Here is a 15,578-nt window from a genome sequence, read left to right on the forward strand (position 1 = left end):
GGAGACGCACATGCGCAAGCACGGCAGCGATGGCCCGCACAGATTGATGACGTTCCGCAGGCCGCGGCGACAGCGAGGCACGGTCGGGCAGGCGGCCCCTCTCTGAAGCCCATAACGATGCGCGTTCAGTCGCGCTCGTCACGTTCCACGGAGTTCGGGAAGGAATCGATGGCGGAGACGCAAGCCGGGCCGTACCCCATAGCCCATCTGCACCGTGCGCTGCAGTTGGAGATCGCGGCGATCCTGCACAACGACATGACGAATGCCGAAAAGGTGTCGCTGCGCGACGGTCGACTCGTCCAGCAGTCCGGTGCCGAGCGGGAGTACCTGTTCACCTGCAAGGGGTGGAAGGAAACCTTCGGCAGCAAGGATCTGCTGATCCGGACGTCTCGGTCTCGCGGCCCGTGGGAACGCGCCGATGCCGCACGGTCGCCTGACGGGAAGATCCGGGTGACCACCGAGGCCGACCTGGGTACCGCGCCGGCGAACGCGCAACTGGTCGAGGACGACACCGCGGGCCTTGTGGCGCTGACCGAGCGACTGGAGCAGATGGGCGCCGGGGCACCGGAGACGAATCTCACCGCCGCAGGGTGGCTGGTCGATCAGGGCAAGCCGAAGATCGGCCGGTGCGCCGAAACGGAACGGTTCGTCTCGGGGTATCGGAACCGCCAGCTGAACACCCGGCAGCGACGCGCCGTGGAGCAGGCGCTCGGCAGCGAGCTGACCTTCGTTTGGGGACCGCCGGGCACCGGAAAGACCGAAGTGGTCGCGAGCATCGTCGAGGGCTGCTACCGGCAGGGCCTGCGTGTGCTCTTTCTCGCGCCCACGCACGTCGCGGTCGACCAGGCGCTGCTGCGGATGTGCGACCTGCTGGCCCGGGAACCCGAGTTCGACTCGGGACTGGTGCAGCGCGCCGGGGACATCGCCGTGGCGTCACTCGCCGAGAAGTACGGGGAGCAGATCGACCGGAGCCGCATCGCCGACCGGCTGGCCGGCGAGTTGGACGCCGAGATCGCGCGGGTCACGACAGAACTCGCCGCGATACGCGGAGGCATCGCCCGCCACGAGGAGGCGGCGCGCGCCACCGCCGAGCGCCATGAACTCGGGCGGCGGCTGGCAGCCACCGGCCAGTTCGTCCTCGATGCCGAGGCGGGAGTGAATGCTGCTGCCAGGCAGATCGCGTGGGTCCAGGAGCAGATGGCCCAGATCGGGATCGCTTCGGGGCTGTTCGCCCAACGCAAGCAGGCGAAGCTGGATGCGCTCGACAACGAGCTGTATCACCATCGCCATGCTTGGGAGGCCTGCTCGCAGCGACTCGGAGTCGCTCGGGCCGACTATCAGCATTGCGAAACCGAACTGGCCGCCATCGACTCGGCCTTGCCGAGCATCCTGGCTCGAGTACAGGGGCTGGCTCCGGTGGCGCGGCTGCGGGAGGACGCCGACCTGCTGCAGCAGCGACTCGACGACCTGCAAAAGGAACGCCAGAAGATCGCGGACACGGTGCGGAGCCGCTGCCGGGTGCTGGGCACGACGGTGTCCAAGGCGGTTCAGACCCGCCGGCTGCTGGACGAAGTCGATGTCGTGGTCATCGACGAGGCGGGGATGGTGAACCTGCCGTCCGCCTGGTACACGGCGGGCCTGGCCCGCAAGCGGGTCGTGCTGGCCGGTGACTTCCGGCAGTTGCCCGCCGTCACCCGCGGTTCGAACAACCGCAAGGCACAGGCCCAGGACACGGAGCACTCACGGCTGTGGATGGACCGGGACGCGTTCCACGCCGCCGGGCTCGTCGATCCGCAGGGCGGCGCCCGCGTGGGCGACTCCAGGATGGTCGCGCTCAACGAGCAGTACCGCATGCGGCGGGCGATCTGCGCGGTGGTGAACGAAGTCGCCTATCCGGACGCGCCGCTGCTGACCGGCCGGCAGGAGGGGACGCGACTGCCGCCCTCACCCCTGATCGAGGGCCAGCTGGTGCTCATCGACACCTCCAGCCGGGTCCCGGACCGGGGAAGAAGGAACGCTCACACCACCAACGCCGTCCATGAAGCCGTGATCCACGAGCTGATCCGGGGCTTGCAGTACGACACGGTCCTGTCCGCCCGCAAGCACACCGTGCACGCTGAAGGGGAAGGACCGGCCGACCGACTCGCCGTCATCTGCCCTTACAAGAACCAGAAGAAGGCGCTGAACACGAGCTTGACCCACCGCTTCGGCGAGACCTACGACGGTGTGGTGGACACCGTCCACCGCTTCCAGGGAAGCCAGCGCCCGCTCGTGGTGATCGATACCGTCGCGGGAGCCGGCGACCGGCTCGGCTACTTCTACGAGGGTGTCGGGCTGTCCTCGGCAACCTGCCGGTTGCTGAACGTCGCGCTGAGCCGCGCACAGGACCATCTTGTTCTGGTCGCCAACACCGAGTTCATGCACCGCAGGCTCAGCCCCGCAAGCGAGGCCGCCCGGATGCTCGGGTACTTCGAGAAGCACGCCCAGCGGCTTCCGGTCGAGGAACTCGTCCCGGTGCGCAGCGCAGCCGACCTGAGCGGCCTGGCCCCAGAAGAACTGGCGCGGCCCGCGTTCTTCCCCGCCGACGAGGTCTCCCGCGGCGTCGAATGGGACATCACGCGCGCCCGCCGCAGCATCGACATCTACTGCGCCTTCCTCTCCGCGAACCCGGTGAGGTACTGGCTCCGGCGTCTCGAACCGCGCATCGCCGCCGGCGCGCGTGTCACCGTGCACACGCGGCAGCACGAACCCGGCACGAAGGAGGCAGACCTCGTCGCGACGCTGCGGTCGGCCGGCTGCCAGATCGAGGCCCGCGAGCGCATGCACGAGAAGGTCCTGATCGTCGACGACACCGTCCTCTGGCACGGCTCCCTGAACCTGCTGGCCCACGGCGGCTCGACCGATCTGATGATGCGGATCACCGACCCGACGTCCTGTGAACGCGTGCGGCGCATCGTCGACCGCGCCCGCATGGACCGGCCCGCCCGCTCTTGGCCCCCGGCGACCCATCAATCCGCGAAGACAGTACCGGCAGATGGGATCTCCCCCGGCGACGTGGTCGATGGCCGCCTCTACCTGCGTGTGCCATATGACGAGAAGGATGAGGCCAAAAGTCTCGTGCAGGCGAGGTGGGACCCCAGGCACCAGCTCTGGCACGTCGCGGCGAGCGTCCCGAGGGCCCGCTTGAGCCGCTGGCTTCCCGAGGGCACGTGACACGCGCAAGTCGCCCCGTCTCCAACGAGACTTGCCGATCGGTCACAGCGCAGTAGCCGGTGCGCCAGCCTGAAGCTGCTTTTTGTCATGCTGACAAAAAGCTACTCTCGCCGCATGACCGACGACCACTGGACGCCTCCGACCGTCATGCTCGCGGTCGACTTGGTGATCTTGACGCTGCGCGATTCGCGCATGCACGTCCTGCTCGTGGAACGTGGCGTCGAGCCGTACAAGGGAGCCTGGGCGTTGCCCGGTGGCTTCCTGCGCCATGCGGAGGAGGACCTCACCGCCGCCGCTCATCGTGAACTGGCGGAGGAGGCCGCCATGGACGTTGAGACGCTGCATCTGGAGCATTTTGGCGTCTACGGCACCCCGGGACGCGATCCGCGCGGTCGGGTGGTGTCCGTCGCTTACCTGGCGATCGCCCCTGGGCTTCCGGAGCCGACCGCCGGCACGGACGCGGCGGGTGCCCGCTGGCAGCGCACCGATCAGGTGCTGTGCGGAGAGTTGGCGCTGGCCTTCGATCACCAGCGGGTCATTGAGGACGGCGTCGAACGCGCCCGGGCCAAGCTCGAACGATCGTCCCTGGCCACGGCGTTCTGCGCCCCGACCTTCACGATCACCGATCTGCAGCGGGTCTACGAGGCGGTCTGGGGGATATCGCTCGACCCCCGGAATTTCTATCGCAAGGTCCAGAAGTCCAGCGGCTTCATCGTCGCGGCGGACACAGATCACAAGATCACGACCGGACGTCCTGCACGGCTGTTCAAGGCAGGCGCGCGCAAGGACCTGTATCCCCCCATGGTCCGGCCGACCGAATCTCCCGACACGAAAGGGTCAGAAGGATGAGTGGCAGCACGATCGTTGTGCTCACGGCATTAGACGTTGAGTACGACGCAGTCCGAGAGAAGCTCCGCAGCCCGCGGTTGCATCGGCATCCACAGGGAACCCGCTTCGAGGTCGGCCAGCTCGACGGTGGTCGATGCCAGATCGCTCTCGGGCTCGTCGGCAAGGGCAACCAATCCGCGGCAGTACTGGCCGAACGCGCCATTGCCCAGTTCTCCCCCGCAGCACTGCTGTTCGTGGGGGTGGCGGGAGCCCTGCACTCCCACATCGCACTTGGCGACGTCGTCGTGGCGACCCATGTCTACGCCTTCCACGGCGGAACCAGCGAGGATGACGGCTTCAAGAGCCGTCCCCGTGTCTGGGAGGTATCGCACGGCGCCGACCAGATCGCCCGGCACGTTGCCCGCGAGCGGTCCTGGAAGGGGAACGGGCGTGCGAAACGTCAGCTACCCGAAGTGCATTTCGGGCCCATCGCCGCCGGCGAAGTAGTTCTCAACTCCACGGTCTCAGCGCACGCCCACTGGATCCGGCGCCACTACAACGATGCGCTCGCGATCGAGATGGAGGGGGCCGGTGTAGCACAGGCAGCGCATCTGAACAGGTCGCTTCCGGTCGTCGTGATCCGGGGCGTCAGCGATCGAGCCGACGGCACCAAGGAGACCAGCGACCGCGAGCGGTGGCAGCCGCGAGCGGTGGCCAATGCGGCGGCGTTCACGGCCGCACTTGCCGAAAGCCTCACGACGGAAGAACCGAACCGCGAGCGGCCAGAGACAACCGGACCGACGGGGAGCCCACGGATGACTGAGGCAGTCCGCAATGTCGCCAAGGACAATGCGAGGGTGGGCGTGCAGGCGGGGCACGTACACGGCGATGTGCAATTCTCGGGCGAGAAGGCCGCGCCGGCAGATCCCTTCGAAGCGATCGCGGGCCTGGCCGAACAGCTTGAGCGGGCGCGAGACGCAGGAATCATCGACGAAGACACCCATCACGCGGCGCGCGCCGAGCTCGACGGTGCCCGCGAAGCCCTGCAGACCACCCCTCGAAACACGCGTGCGGTGACACTCGCGCTCAAGAAGGTGCGCGGGCTCGTCGGAGACGTCGCCGCCTTGGCGAGCGAGGTGGCGAGCCTGTTAGGACTCGTTCGGAACCTGTCATGACCGAGCCGGAGGCGACCACCTCCAATTACGCCAAGGATTACGCCTACGTCGGGATGCAGGCGGGAACTGTACATGGCGACGTCAACATCTACTCGCCTCCCCCAGGCGCCCCGCCCTCGGAGAGATTCGAGATCGGCGTCAGGATGCTCAACGGCGGCATACCGAGCAAGGCCCGGGAGCTCATCGGCGAGGCCGTGATGGCTGCTGGTCTCACCGGTAGCCGGGTGTGCTTCCACTGGCAACTCGCCCTCGTCAGCGGCCGGGCGTGGAATGAGATGCCGGTGGAGGACATCGCGGCGCTGAATCATGCACCAAGTGCCTGTCACCTCAGCGGTGGAGACGCCTGGGCCGACGGTGTGAAGACCATCATGCGCCTCCTTGACGCTGTGGCGCACCCCAACACGGATCTTCGCCCGTTACTGAAAGACTTCGATGGTCTCAGCGACCCTCAACGCGGCATGATCCTCCGGCACCTGGAGCCATTCCTCGACGGGCCGGTGAAAGATGAGATGTGGCGCCGTGCTCTGGAAGAGGCCCGGCAAGACCAGATGGCGGAAGGCCGCACCGAACGCGTCTGGAAGTTTTTCCAGCCCGACCCTGCTCACCCCCGGTTCCGCCCGGCTCGACCTCCGACCATACCAACCGGCACCTGGGTCCGGGCCGTAGGCACCACGATCGTCCTGGCCGGTGCAGCGGTCAACATGGCATATCTGCTCATCCGAGATCTTCAGCTGCTCACGCTGCTCGTGTACCTGCTGGGCATCGGCGGTGGCATCTGTGCTGCACGCGCGGGCGCCGAATGGCACTTCCTCACCGAGAGGCGCCGAGCAAAGGACAAGGAGTACAGACAGCCTCGAGAGCATGCACCTCGCACGAAGTCCGTCGGCTTCGTCGGCAAGGTGGACCAGCACTTCGATCACTACTTCGCCAAGTACCTACCGCGCAACACGAGCCGCTCCGCCTGGCTGGCCGGCACAGCAGGAATCCGCAGAAGCATCCGGGACGAGATCGTCGATGTCTACCGAGAGCAGCGCACCGGAGTGGAAAGGATCGCCTGGTTGATCCGTTACCGGGTGAGCGAGGTCCGTCGGCAGTGGGAGAGCGGCACACTGTGGGACTACCAGCAGGAACTTGCGGTCCCCCCGACCATCAAGATGATGACCCTGCTTGGCCTCGCCGCCCTCACCTCCGGGACGATCTGGACGGTGGGGTGCGCAGCACCGACCGCACCTGCAAGCGCAGCCGCCTCCACGTTCTCAGCACTCCTGGCCGGGGCGCTCGCCGTCCGTGCCTGGCTGCAGATCTTCGTGGAGCACCGGCGGTACGTGGCCGACAAGGCCGAGGCGACCAAAATCCAGGAGAGCTGCGAAGCGGCCTTTCGACGCTGGAAGCTCAAACTCGCCGACAAGCCGACCGATCCGGAGATGGCCGTCTGGCTGGACCGCGACCGAAAAGTACTGCTGGACGAGGCACTGCACCACTACGGCTTGACCATGAGCGACATGATCGCCCACGCCTTCATCGAAGCACCCGGGGCCCCCACCAGGCGTGCACGGGTCCGCAAAGGTCCCTGGCGCTATACGCGCTATCGCTTGCTCCTATTCCTCCTCACCAGAGACGGGGTACGCCAGCTCACCGCTGACCTCGACTTCGCGCGGGGTACCTTCCACGACCGGGCCCGCACCAACTACCGCTACGAGGCCGTTGCTGCCGTCCGGGTACGTCAAGCAGACGATGGCGACCACAGTTTTGAGCTCGCCCTTGTCAACGGAGAGCTGGTCAAGGCCGAGATGTTGGCTGCCGCAATGGAAGAACTCCAGATGGACGAGACCCTCGCCACAGTTTCAGAGACGACGCTGGACGCCGCCGGCTTTGGCCACACGCTGCGTGTCATGGAAGGGATCGCAGCAGAGGGCAAGCGGTGGATCGAACGGGAACGCCGACGAAGATAGGTGCTGTGCTCGCGGCCGCTCACGCGGAAGGTGCATGGGCTCCGCTTGTTCATCGCGTACCACGACGGCCGGTTGCAGCCACCGAGGTACTCCTGAACGGCGGGCGGTGTCCCGGTGGAGAAGCGGTGGTCGCCGAGGGCCCGGCGCCTGTGCCCGATGGGAGAGGCGTGGCACGGATCTTCGGTCTGCTCGTGCCTGTTGAGCGGCGTTTCATCTCAGAAGCGGGAGTTCCTCCGTAAGCACCTGGGCGGTGGACTCCGTCGGGCCGGAGACGGTCAGCTTCGCAACAAAGGACGGCCCATCAAGGGCTGGACGTGAGTGACAGGGACATGCCCTCACGTTCCCAGGCCCTCGGAGGACACACCGGCGGCTTGTACGAGGCAGTGAGTCCCCGGTCAGGCTTGCCCTGGCGCGCGTTGGGTAGTTACCCGGTAGCACTGCGTGGTAGCTTGACGGGGAACACAATCCGCTTATCGGCTTCTCGCTCGTGAGCGACCTGGGTTTTCGCAGGTCAGTACAGCGCTCAGACGTTGTGACCTGAAAAGCGGAAGGTCGGCGGTTCGACCCCGCCCCTGCCCACCACAGATGACCAGCCAAAAGGCCCGGAACCATTCACGGTTCCGGGCCTTTTGACGGCAACCTGACGGCAACGTCCCCTCATGACGGCTTCCATCGGCCTAGCGGACGACCGCTGTCAATGAAGTCTCGATACTCATCGAACAGCACACCTTGGTTCACCCAGCGTCCGTCGTTAGCACCTAACTCCCGTCCGGCAAGCTCGATAGCGGCTTCCGCCGACTCGGTCTCACCCACGGTTCGTGCGCCGTCTCCGTCCTCGTCCGCCTCGTAGAAGGCTGCGAACTCATCGAGCGGAAGCGCCTCACACTCTTCAACTATGTGCAGGCGAACGACGAACCCCCGGAAGCGCTTTGACGGCCATATGCAACACCAACGGAGCCCCCGCCGTCACTCTTCTTCAAAGGCCCCAAGCAGTTGCTCCACCTCCCTGCCGCGCCGGAGAGCACCAGCAGCAAATGCGGTCTTCAGGTAGCGCACAAGGTCACCCTACGAGCCTCCGAGGACGCCAAGAGCCCCAGACGTCGAGTCCGGGGCTCTGAGGTGAGGGACGTCAGCCGAGGGCATCCCCCAGCCTCCGCAGTGCCGTGCGCTTGTCGTCGAGGGACGTGTGAGCGTAGATCGTCATGGTCACCTCGATGTCGCTGTGGCCGACGATGTCGCGGACGACGTTGGGCGCGATGCCCAGGTGGAGCAGCAGCGAGACGCAGGTGTGCCGCATGTCGTGAAAGCGGACCTCGTCCAGTCCGGCCGCCGCCCGGACGCGGCCCCGGCTACGGCGGAGGTTGTTTGGCTCCATGGGTGTTCCGCGTTGGGGCGGGAAGACGAGGCCGTGGTCCTCCTAGGCGTACGCCTGTCTCGCAGGGGCGTGATGCTGAGCGGAGGCGGCTCGGTCGTGGAGTGGGTCAGTGGCAGTGTGTGTTTTTGATCATTTCGGCTGCTCGCCACGCGATCATTAGGGTGGCGGCGTTGGTGTTGGCTGAGGGGATCTCCGGGATGACCGAGGCGTCGATCACCCGGAGGTTGGCCGTGCCGCGTACCCGCAGGGACGGGTCCACGACCGCTGAGGAGTCCGCGCCCATCCGGCAGGTGCCGACGGGGTGGAACCAGGTGTTGGCCGTCCGTGCCACATACGACCGCAGGTCGGTGTCCGGCCCGGGGAGGATCTCCTCGCCGGTCCACTCCCGCAGGCCCGCTCCCGTCGCCAGCCCGCGCGAGACCTCGATCGCCCGGACGAGCGCGTCCACGTCGTCCGGCGACTCCAGGTAGTTCGGGTCGATCAGCGGCTCGTCGGCCGGGTCCGCCGACCGGAGCCGGAGGCTGCCCCGGCTGCGCGGCCGGAGCAGGCACGGATAGAGGCTGTAGGCCGGGTCCGGGGACACCGCGCCGTCGGCCGTGAGCGCCACGCTCAGCACACCGAACTGCAGGTCAGGTGAGTCGAGCGCCGGATCGGTCCGGCAGAAGAGACCGACCTCGCTGTGCTGGTACCGGCTGAGCGGGACGGGCCGGCGTACCCCCCAGGTCAGCGGCACACCGGGATGGTCGTGCAGGTTGCGGCCGACACCGGGCAGGTCGAGCAGGCAGCCGATGCCCACTGCGGCCAGTTCCGCGGACGGGCCGATGCCGGACAGCAGCAGGAGTTTGGGCGACTCGATGGTCCCGGCCGACACCAGCGCCTCGGCACCGACTCCGGCGGACAGGATCCGGCCGGCGCTCTCGTACTCGACGGCGGTGACCCGGCCCGACCCGTCGATGACGAGGCGGCGGGCCCGTGCCTGCGTCTTCACCGTCAGGTTGGGCCGCTCCCGCGCCGGGTGCAGGAACGCGTCGCCACTGCTGTGGCGGCGTCCGGCGACGGCCGTGAGCTGGTTCCAGCCGGCCCCCTCCAAGGACGCCCCGTTGAAGTCGTCGTTGTAGGAGTGGCCCGCCGCCAGCGCCGACTCCAGGAAAGCCACGGCGTGCGGGCTGTGCTCGCGAGGGAGCCTGACCTTCAGCGGCCCGCCGGTTCCCCGGTAGCGCGGGTCGCCGCCGGGGAAGTCCTCCAGCTCACGGAAGGCCGGCAGCACGTCCGCGTAGGCCCAACCGGGGTTGCCGAGCCGCGCCCATCCGTCGAAGTCGCTTCGCGCACCGCGCAGGTGGACCATCGAGTTGATCGAGCTCGAACCGCCGAGGACCCGGCCGCGCGGCCAGGCGATCCGCCGGTCCCCGGCGTGGCGCTGCCGCACCGTACGGTAGTTCCAGTCCACATCGCTGCCGATGTTCTCGGCCCACCGGGAGGTCTCCCGGATCTGCGGCCGCTCGTCGGAGCCGCCGGCCTCCAGTAGCAGGACCGTGGCGTCGGGGTCGGCGGACAGCAGGCCGGCCAGCACGCAGCCGGCCGAGCCGGCCCCGACGATCACGAAGTCGTACGAGTCACCCATGAGCGTTCCGCAACATGGCGGTCGCAGCCTCGTCCACCACGACGTCATCGTCGGTACCGGTGACGACGACGCCGTACTCGGCCCGCGCCTGAGCCGGCGACACGTATCCGGCCCGAACGTCGTTCAGGACCTTCTCGACGGGACGTTCCCGCGGGTCGCCGTATCCGCCGCCCCCACCGAGTTCGATGATGTGGGCGTCGCCGGCGGCCAGGTCGAGCGCCCCGACCTTCCCGTTGGGGAACGTGACCACCTCACCGTCGGCCCGCTCGACCCGGACGTGGTTCCGCGCCGCGGCGTGGCCGCCGTCCAGCCCCCAAGGCGCGCACGAGGTGCGCTCGATCCAGGTGTCCAGCTTGGCCGCGGTGTGCACGCGGATGCGCAGCCGGGTGCCGAGCCCGCCGCGGTGCGTCCCGGCCCCACCGGAGTCCTGGACCAGGGCGTACTCCTCGATGGTGACCATCGGATACTTGGCCTCCACCACCTCGACGGGCGCGTTGTGGGTGTCGCCGTCGTTGATGCACATCGTCGCGCTCTGCCCGTCGGCCAGGGAGGTGGCACCCCAGCCGCCGCCCTGCGGCCCGCCGTAGAACTGAAAGAACCGCCCGGTCCTCTCATCCACGCCGTAGGTGTGCGACATCCCCAGGTCGGCATGGTGGCCGGCGATGCTGATGCCGGGCATGACCTCCGCCATCGCCCGGAAGACGCAGTCGACGACGGTCATGGGATACGTCATCCACAGCCGCATCGCGGCCGGCTTGGTCGCGCTGACGACCGTGCCCGGCGGCAGCACCACCTCCAGGGGGCGCAGCGAGCCGTGGTTGATCGGATACTCGTCCGGCGAGGTGAGGCACTTGAACGCGACCTGGGCGGCCGAGCGGCCGGCCGTGGCGCCCGAGTTGAAGTAGCCCGCGACCTGCGGGCTCATCTCGCTCAGGTCGATGGTCATCACATCGTCCTCGACCACGACGCGTACCCGGATGGGGATCCGCTCGCCGACCCGCACCGCGTCGTCGTCCATGTACGCCTCGGCGCGGTACTCGCCGTCCGGAATGCGCCGTACGGCCTGCCTGCTCAGCTCTTCGCCGCGGCGGTACACGTCGGCGATGCCGGCCCGGACGACATCGGCGCCGTAGCGTTCGAGCATCGCGCGCATCCGGGTCTCGCCGGTGCGCACGGCGGCGACCTGCGCCCGGAAGTCGCCCATCGCCAGGTCCTCGAACCGGACGTTCATGGCGATCAACCGGGTCAGCTCGTCGTCCTGGACGCCCTCCTTGAATATCTTCACGATCGGGACTTGGAGGCCCTCGGAGTAGATGTCGGTGGTGGTGCCGCCGAGCACACCGCCGACGTCGATCCAGTGCGCCATCGATGAGGCGAAGGCGATGAGCTCGCCCTCATGGAAGATCGGCAGCGTGAAGATCATGTGGTTGAGGTGGCTGCCCATGATGTAGGCGTCGTTGGTGAGCAGGATGTCGCCCGGCCTGATGCCGTCCCGCCCGTAGAACTCCAGCTTCGCCTTGATGGCGTCGGACAGGCCGCCCACGAACATCGGCAGCCCGAGGCCGACCGAGATCGTCTCGCCGTCGGCGTCGAAGAGCCCGACGGTGAAGTCCTGGGCCTCGTAGATGATGAGGTTGTACGCCGTGCGCATCAGGTTCGTCTTCATCTCCTCGGTGATCGAGACGAACCCGGCGCGGATGATCTCGGCGGTGATCGGATCGATGTCGGTCACGGTCGGGCTCCGATCTCCAGCAGCAGGTTTCCGTACCCGTCGACCTCGGCGCGGTCACCGGGATGCAGCAGGGTGGTGGCGGTCGGCTCCTCGATGACGGCGGGCCCGGCGACGCCGTTACCGGCCAGCAGCGCCGCCCGCGCGTAGACCGGCACGGGGAGCGCGCCGGCGGCCGGGGTGAAGACGATCTCCCGAGTCCCCGTGCGGGCCTCGTCCACCGGGGTCCGCGCCCCCTCAGGGATCTTGGTGAGGTCGGGCTTGCGCAGCCGGCCGACCGCCGAGACCCGCAGGCTGACGATCTGCGCGGGCTCGCCGGGGGCACTGTGGCTGTAGCGCTGCTCGTGCGCGGTGTCGAAGGCCCGCTTGAGATCGTCGACGGTTCGGGTCCCGGACGGCACGTCGACCGTGACGGTGTGCTCCTGGCCGACGTAGCGCATGTCCGCCGCGCGCAGGAACTCCACCGCGCCGAACCGCAGCTCGCCGAAGGCGAGGGCTCGCTCGCACTCGTCCTCCAGCCTCCGGTACGACTCCTCGATCTCCTCGGCCGTCGTGTCGCGCAGCGTCCGCACGCCGGTCTGCACGACGTCGAGACGCTGGTCGGCCATGAGCATCCCGAGCGCCGAGAACAGGGCCGGGTTCTGCGGCACCACGACGCGCCCGATGGCCAGTTCGCGGGCGACCTGCGAGACGTGCAGCGGCCCGTTCCCGCCGTAGGCGACCAGGGTGAAGTCCCGCGGGTCGAGGCCCCGCTCGGTGGTCACCGCGCGGACGGAGTTGGCCATCGAGGCCGCCCCGATGGCGATGATCCCGGCTGCGGTGGCGGTGGCGTCCATGCCGAGCCGGCCGGCCAGCGCGCCGACCGCGCGGCGGGCCGCGTCGTGGTCGAGGTGCAGCCCGCCGGCCAGCTCACCGCTGGGCGCCAGGTGCCCGAGGACCACGGACGCGTCGGTGATCGTGGGCTCCGTGCCGCCGCGGCCGTAGCAGGCCGGGCCGGGGTCGGCGCCCGCGCTCCGCGGCCCCACGTGGACTCCGTCGGCCTCGTCGAGCCAGGCGACGCTGCCGCCGCCGGTGCCGACCTCCACGATGTCCAGGCACGGGATGCGGATCGGCAGCCCCGTGTTGTAGCCGCCGAGGAAATAGTCGCTGGCCATCGGGAACGTCAGGTCGCGGATCACCGCCGACTTCGCCGTCGTGCCGCCCATGTCGAAAGCGATCGCCTCGCGCTGGCCGAGCGCCTCGCACAGCGCGATCGTGCCGACCACGCCGCCGGCCGGGCCCGACTCCAGCATCTGCACGCACTGGCCGGCGGCCGTGGCCACGTCGGACACACCGCCGTTGGACTGCATGATCGCGAGTGCGGCCCCGGAACCGCCCGCCCGCAGCCGGTCTTCGAGCCGTCCGAGGTAGTCGCTGACCAGCGGGCCCACGAAGGCGTTCGCCACCACGGTCGAGGTCCGCTCGAACTCGCGGTACTCGCGGCTGATCTCGTGCGACAGCGTGACGTACGCGCCGGGCAGTTCCTCCCGCAGGATCTCGCCCACCCGGATCTCGTGCGCCGGGTCGCGGTAGGCGTGCAGCAGGACCACGGCCACGGAATCCACACCGAGCGCGGCCAGCTCGCGGGCGACGGCCCGGGTGCGGTCCTCGTCGAGCTCCCGGGCGGTCCCGCCGTCGGCGCGCGTCCGCTCCGGGACCTCGAAGATCATCTCTCGTGGGATCAGCGGCCGGTGCTTGGTGAAGGCGAGGTTGAACGCGTCGGGGCGGTTGATGCGGCCGATCTCGTACACGTCCCGGAATCCCGCCGTGGTGAGCAGCGCGGTCCGCGCTCCCTTGCGCTCGATCAGCGCGTTCACCACGACGGTGCTGCCGTGGATGGCGAGAACGAGATCCGGCACCGGGACGTTCGCGGCTCGCAGGCCACCGAACACGCCGTCGATGAGGTCGTGCGGTGTGCTGAGCGTCTTCCCCAGCATCAGTGTGCCCTTGACGTCGTCGTAGCCCACGACGTCGGTGAAGGTCCCGCCGATGTCGACGGCGGCCCTGATCGGCATATGGCTCCCCTTTTGGCTGATGGGCTCGTCACGGATGTCTGCGCAGTGCGATGCGTTCGAGGAGGTCGACGGCGGCGAAGACCAGGACCCCGAGCACGGCCAGGCTGATGATGCAGGCGAACAGCAGCGGCACGTTCTGGTTGCCGCTCGCCGAGATCGTCAGGTAACCGAGCCCCGACCCGCCGACGATGAACTCGCCGACGACCACGCCGATCACCGCGAAGGTGATGGCGACCTTGAGGCCGGCCAGCAGGCTCGGCAACGCGCCGGGCAGGCGCAGCAGGCGGAACAGCCGCCAGCGGGACGCACCCATCGAGCGGCCCAGTTTGACCAGGTCGGGGTCGATCGAGGTGAGGCCCAGCGCGGTGTTGACGATGATCGGAAAGATGGCGACGGACACGGCGATCAGCACATTGGTCATCAGCCCGAAGCCGAACCACACGATGAACAGCGGGCCGAGCGCCACCTTCGGCACGGCCTGACTCATCACCAGCAACGGATAGCCCAGCCGCTCCACCGCGCGGGAGAACGCCATCGGCACCGCGATCGCCACACCGAGCACGGCCGAGACCCCGAAGGCCAGCAGGACCCCGCGCAGCGTGACCCAGCTCTCCCGCAGCAGTGGCTCGCGATAGGTCGACACCGCCTCGGCCACCTGTGCCGGGGTGGGCAGCAGGTAGTCCGGCGTCCGGCCGAGCAGCACGATCCCCTGCCACACCACCACGACGAGTACGACCGCCAGCGCGTACCAGAAGGCGGTCAGCTCGCCGAGCCGTCGCGCGATCCTAGGCATCGGACGCCTCCTCGGTGCCGTCCGCCCGCAGCCTCGCCGCCGCCTCCTCCTGTCGCCCGTCGGTGAGCATGCGGCGGAGCCGGCCGGTGTACCTGACGAACTCCGGATGTTCCCGGACCTCGATCGGCCGGGGGCGCGGCAGGTCGATCCGCACCTCGCCGACGATGCGGCCCGGCCGCGGCGACATCACCACCACCCGGTCGGCGAGGAAGGCGGCCTCGTCGATTCCGTGCGTCACGAACAGCACGGAGGTCCCCGCCCGCGCCGCGAGTTCGCCCAGCTCGACGTTGAGGCCCTCCCGGGTGAGCGCGTCCAGCGCACCGAACGGCTCGTCCATGAACAGCAGCGGCGGCCGATGCACCAGCGCGCGGCAGATCGCCACCCGCTGCCGCATGCCGCCGGACAGCTCCCGCGGGTACCGCCGGGCGAATCGCGCCATCCCCACCATCTCCAGCAGCTCCCGGGCCCGCTCCCGATGGGGGGCGGTGGCCAGCCCGCGCATCTGGAACTGCAGCAGGACGTTGTCCTCGCAGCTGCGCCAGTCCAGCAGCAGGTCGCGCTGGAACATCACGCCCGCCTCCAGCAGTGGCCCGGTCACCGGCCGGTCCCCCAGCGTCACCCGGCCTCCGGTGGGGGCGTCGAGCCCGGCCATGATCGTCATCATGGTGCTCTTGCCGCAGCCGCTGGGGCCGAGCACGCTGACGAACTCACCCGGGGCGATGGTCAGGTCGACGCCGGCCAGCGCCACGATCGTCCCGTCGTCGGAGGGGAACTCCTTCGTCAGGCCCGCGACCTGCAGGGCACGGGCGCTCACACCGTCTCCACCGACCGGCCGGCG

9 protein-coding genes and 1 pseudogene are annotated in these 15,578 nt (G+C 68.7%); 4 read left to right on the forward strand and 6 right to left on the reverse strand.

Annotated features, from left to right (window positions below; translation table 11 throughout):
- Window positions 1–168 precede the first annotated feature (168 nt).
- The 4 genes from E1289_RS10310 to E1289_RS10325 all read left to right on the forward strand — a co-directional run bounded on the left by E1289_RS10310 (window position 169) and on the right by E1289_RS10325 (window position 7,168).
- Window positions 169–3,213 carry an AAA domain-containing protein gene (locus E1289_RS10310; protein WP_165970414.1) on the forward strand — a complete coding sequence of 1,015 codons (3,045 nt, stop codon included), beginning with the start codon at window positions 169–171 and terminating at the stop codon, window positions 3,211–3,213.
- Window positions 3,214–3,327: 114 nt separating this feature from the next.
- A complete protein-coding gene (locus E1289_RS10315) occupies window positions 3,328–4,062 on the forward strand; it encodes an NUDIX domain-containing protein (RefSeq protein ID WP_131978068.1) in 735 nt (244 codons plus the stop codon).
- Window positions 4,059–5,216, forward strand: coding sequence for a 5'-methylthioadenosine/S-adenosylhomocysteine nucleosidase (locus tag E1289_RS10320; RefSeq protein WP_131978071.1), 1,158 nt, complete (start codon window positions 4,059–4,061; stop codon window positions 5,214–5,216). Before E1289_RS10315 ends, E1289_RS10320 begins: the two co-directional genes overlap by 4 nt.
- The gene (locus E1289_RS10325; protein WP_131978074.1) at window positions 5,213–7,168 is read left to right on the forward strand and encodes a hypothetical protein; all 1,956 of its coding nucleotides are present in this window, start codon (window positions 5,213–5,215) and stop codon (window positions 7,166–7,168) included. The genes E1289_RS10320 and E1289_RS10325 overlap by 4 nt, the downstream gene beginning before the upstream one ends.
- Before the next feature lie 1,129 nt (window positions 7,169–8,297).
- On the opposite strand, the pseudogene E1289_RS10330 reads toward E1289_RS10325, so the two are convergent.
- From E1289_RS10330 to E1289_RS10355, 6 genes and pseudogenes are all read right to left on the reverse strand, one after another.
- Window positions 8,298–8,570 (reverse strand): annotated as a pseudogene (locus E1289_RS10330) (tyrosine-type recombinase/integrase); the annotation flags it as partial.
- 79 nt (window positions 8,571–8,649) lie between these two features.
- Window positions 8,650–10,164 carry a GMC family oxidoreductase N-terminal domain-containing protein gene (locus tag E1289_RS10335; protein ID WP_131978080.1) on the reverse strand — a complete coding sequence of 505 codons (1,515 nt, stop codon included), beginning with the start codon at window positions 10,162–10,164 and terminating at the stop codon, window positions 8,650–8,652.
- Window positions 10,157–11,896 carry a hydantoinase B/oxoprolinase family protein gene (locus E1289_RS10340; protein ID WP_131978083.1) on the reverse strand — a complete coding sequence of 580 codons (1,740 nt, stop codon included), beginning with the start codon at window positions 11,894–11,896 and terminating at the stop codon, window positions 10,157–10,159. The genes E1289_RS10335 and E1289_RS10340 overlap by 8 nt, the downstream gene beginning before the upstream one ends.
- The gene (locus tag E1289_RS10345) at window positions 11,893–13,947 is read right to left on the reverse strand and encodes a hydantoinase/oxoprolinase family protein (protein WP_131978086.1); all 2,055 of its coding nucleotides are present in this window, start codon (window positions 13,945–13,947) and stop codon (window positions 11,893–11,895) included. The genes E1289_RS10340 and E1289_RS10345 overlap by 4 nt, the downstream gene beginning before the upstream one ends.
- A gap of 28 nt (window positions 13,948–13,975) precedes the next feature.
- Entirely contained in the window at window positions 13,976–14,740 is a 765-nt protein-coding gene (locus E1289_RS10350; RefSeq protein ID WP_131978089.1) for an ABC transporter permease, read from the reverse strand.
- Window positions 14,733–15,554 (reverse strand): ABC transporter ATP-binding protein, encoded by an 822-nt coding sequence (locus tag E1289_RS10355; protein WP_243712734.1) that lies wholly within the window; start codon window positions 15,552–15,554, stop codon window positions 14,733–14,735. Before E1289_RS10355 ends, E1289_RS10350 begins: the two co-directional genes overlap by 8 nt.
- Window positions 15,555–15,578: the final 24 nt, after the last annotated feature.

Source organism: Actinomadura sp. 6K520 (assembly GCF_004349245.1).
In the GTDB taxonomy this organism is placed as follows: Bacteria; Actinomycetota; Actinomycetes; order Streptosporangiales; family Streptosporangiaceae; genus Spirillospora.